Source organism: Mycobacterium sp. (assembly GCF_052144515.1).
GTDB lineage: Bacteria > Actinomycetota > Actinomycetes > Mycobacteriales > Mycobacteriaceae > Mycobacterium.
The window spans coordinates 1-3,031 of record NZ_JBKQQD010000169.1; the positions used below are offsets into that span (position 1 = coordinate 1).

Annotated in this window: 3 protein-coding genes; all 3 read left to right on the top strand. The window is 64.8% G+C overall.

Annotated features, from left to right (window positions below; genetic code table 11):
- Positions 1–513, top strand: a 513-nt coding sequence (locus tag ACLP9N_RS11525; RefSeq protein ID WP_442407532.1) for a PhoU domain-containing protein, incomplete at its 5' end; no start/stop codon positions are given.
- A 796-nt stretch (positions 514–1,309) separates the two neighbouring features.
- Positions 1,310–2,059, top strand: coding sequence for a methyltransferase domain-containing protein (locus ACLP9N_RS11530; protein WP_442407533.1), 750 nt, complete (start codon positions 1,310–1,312; stop codon positions 2,057–2,059).
- A 148-nt stretch (positions 2,060–2,207) separates the two neighbouring features.
- On the top strand, positions 2,208–3,031 hold an 824-nt coding region (locus tag ACLP9N_RS11535; RefSeq protein WP_442407534.1), incomplete at its 3' end, for a wax ester/triacylglycerol synthase domain-containing protein.

Genomic DNA, 3,031 nt, shown 5'->3' on the forward strand with positions numbered 1-3,031 from the left:
TACGAAGTGATCGAGGATCTGTACGCCAAGATCGAGGATCTGGTGCACGTCCAGCTGGTGCGCCAAGCCCCGGTCGCCGGGGAGCTGAGGTTTCTGCTGACGGTGTTCCGCATCCTGCCCGAGCTGAGCCGCACCCATGCCCTCGCCGCGGACGTCAGCCGGCGTGGCGCGACCGGGCTTGCCGAGGAGCTCCCGCCGCGGGTCGTTGGCCTGATCGGACAACACCTGGACGCCGCGGCAAAGATGTGGCATCAGGTGACACAGGTCTATCTCGTGGGCTCCAGCGAAATCGCCGACGACACCGAGGACGACGACGACGCGCTCGACGAGCTGCACGCCAGTCTTAGCGCCGAGCTCGCTGCCGCCGACCTGCGCTCTCCGGTGCTGCTGGAGATGGGGCTGATCGCCCGGCTGCTGGAGCGACTTGGCGATCACGCAGTCGAGGTCGCCCGCCAAATCGAGGCTCTTGAGCGCCCTGGGCACACGCCAAGTCAGCCCGCACCCGCAAAATGAACCAGCGGACGGAAACCGACGAGGCATTCCGGCCAGAGCAAACACGCCCGGCCACCTAATTGCTGTCCTGTTCGCGCGAGGGCGGCGCTGTTCGTGTGAAGATCGCGACCCGGACGACCCGCAGCGAGTCATCCGGCTACTGCGGGATCGGGTGCTCGACTAGAACAACACTTCATTTCCTCAAGCCAGAAGCCAATATTCAGCGGCTTAGCGTTGTCGCCGACCGATGGGTCTCCAACCCACTCCGTGGCCGCATAGGGATTATCGGCAGCGCGAGCGCTAGAGAAATAACTTGCAGCACAAGAAGATAACGAATACGGCGACTTCTACCGGTAACCCGTTGTATTCGATTTCGCCGTATTCGCCCGGGGTTGTAGGGCAGGGGTTTGACCTGCAGCCTACGCGGGTTGGGGTTTGCCTCGGCTCGTCGAGCAGATTGGCGGGCTTTCGGGCCGGCAGGTGGATTCATGCGAGGTGTTTGCTGAAAGAAGGTAGCGACGCCGCCAGGGTCCGCTCTCGTGACCCGGCCGTCGCGATTGGCTGCAAATGGCTGTCGGTAACACCTGCTGAGAGCAACAAGCACCAATGGCCGAGTCGCGGTTGACCAGGTCACCTCCACGGACTCTTCCCACGAGTCCGGTGAGTCTGCCGAGGTGACGAACGTCCTGAAAAGGCGAGACTTCGTTCCCTGTTGCAGGGCTTTGGTCAAATGGTCGGATACCTCATGGCGGTCGGTACGGCTTTTGCCGGCTACACCATCTTCCGGTTGATTCGGATTTGCCCCGAAGGAATGCGCATGACCGATCTGAACACTACGTTGCCTCCGGCATTGCGCAGAGCGCTGGAGCTGCTCGCCGATCCGCCGGCGCAACCGGATGTCAGCAAGGGCTATCTCGATCTGCTGGGCACTGGACCGGTCGAGGACGAAGCTGTGCCGAAGAACACCGGTGCGATCCAGGCCTTATGGGTCTCGCCGTTCGGGGCGATGCTCTGGGACCACGCCCAAACCGTGGCGCGCAGGCTGCTCGCCGCATGGCAGGAGCCCACCGAGTGGTTGAACATCCCGCAGGGCGGAATCGCTCTGGACGTCGGCTGCGGTCTGGGTAATGTCACCGCGTCGCTGGCGCGCGCCGCGGGCCCGGGCGGGCTGGCCTTGGGCGTCGACATCTCCGGGCCCATGCTGGCACGGGCGGTGCGAGCCGAGGCCGGACCGCAGGTCGGCTTCCTGCGAGCGGACGCGCAACGGCTTCCCCTACGCGATGAGACAGTCGATGCGGTCGTCTCCATCGCCGTGCTGATGCTGATACCGGATCCGGTGGCGGCGCTGGCGGAGATTGCGCGGGTGCTGCGACCGGGCGGACGACTGGCCGTGATGGTACCCACCGTCGGGCGTGCTGCCCGATATTGGCGGAAGCTACTACCGATAACCGGGTCCTATGCGTTCGGCGAGGACGAACTCGGCGACATCCTCGAAGACCACGGCTTCGGCAGCGTGCGGACCAAGGATCTCGGCACTTTTCAGTGGGTGCGTGGCAAACGCCGGTGACACTCGGCGCCTAACGGGGATCGATCAGCCTGACGAGCGGCACCGAGATAACAGCTTGGCGTTGAGTGTCATCGAGCACGATTCTGCCCGCCTACAAATTGTCGTCGGAATCGATGCCAAAGACTCGATCTCGGCGCAGTATGAAGCAATGAGCGAGTTCATGCAGAACACCGACGCTTTCCTCTGGGCGATGGAAAGCGATCCCGTTTTGCGGTCGACCATCGTCACGATCTCCCTGTTGGACAGCACCCCGGATTGGGGCGAATTGGTTGAGCGGTTCGACGGGCTCAGCCGACGACTGCCGACTTTCCGCCAGCGGATAGTGTCCTCGCCTCGACCCGCCCCGCCCCGCTGGGAGGACTGCCCAGAATTCGATCTCGGCTTCCACATGCGTCGGGTGATCGCGCCGCAGCCGGGAACTCTCGACGCGGTACTGCAGATGGGCCGGCTGGCCGCGATGTCGGACTTCGACCGGGCCAGACCGCTGTGGGTGATCACCCTGATCGACGGACTTGCGGACGGCGGCACCGCACTGATGACCAAGATGCACCACTCCCTGGCCGACGGCATCGGCGGCGTCCAGATCGCGATGACGCTATTCGATGTCACCGCCCGGCGGCACGGCGCACTGCCCGTCGCGCCCCCACCACGTATGCCGTCGCCGCTGGACGGACTGCGCGGCGCACTCCGCTACGACGCCGGGCTGCTCGCCAATGCGGCAACGGCTTTGGTTACGGGCGCTCCGAGTGTGGTGCGAAGCGTTATACGGCGGCCTGTGCAGACAGCCACCTCTGCGACGGCGCTCGCGTCGTCGGTCTACCGCACCATGCGGCCGATCACCAAGTCCGGCTCGTCGCTCATGAAAGACCGCACGATGGTCCGTCGCCTCGGGATCCATGAGGTGTCGAGGCTGCGGCTGCGCGACGCCGGACACGCGGGCGGGGGTTCGCTGAACGATGCGTTCCTCGCGGG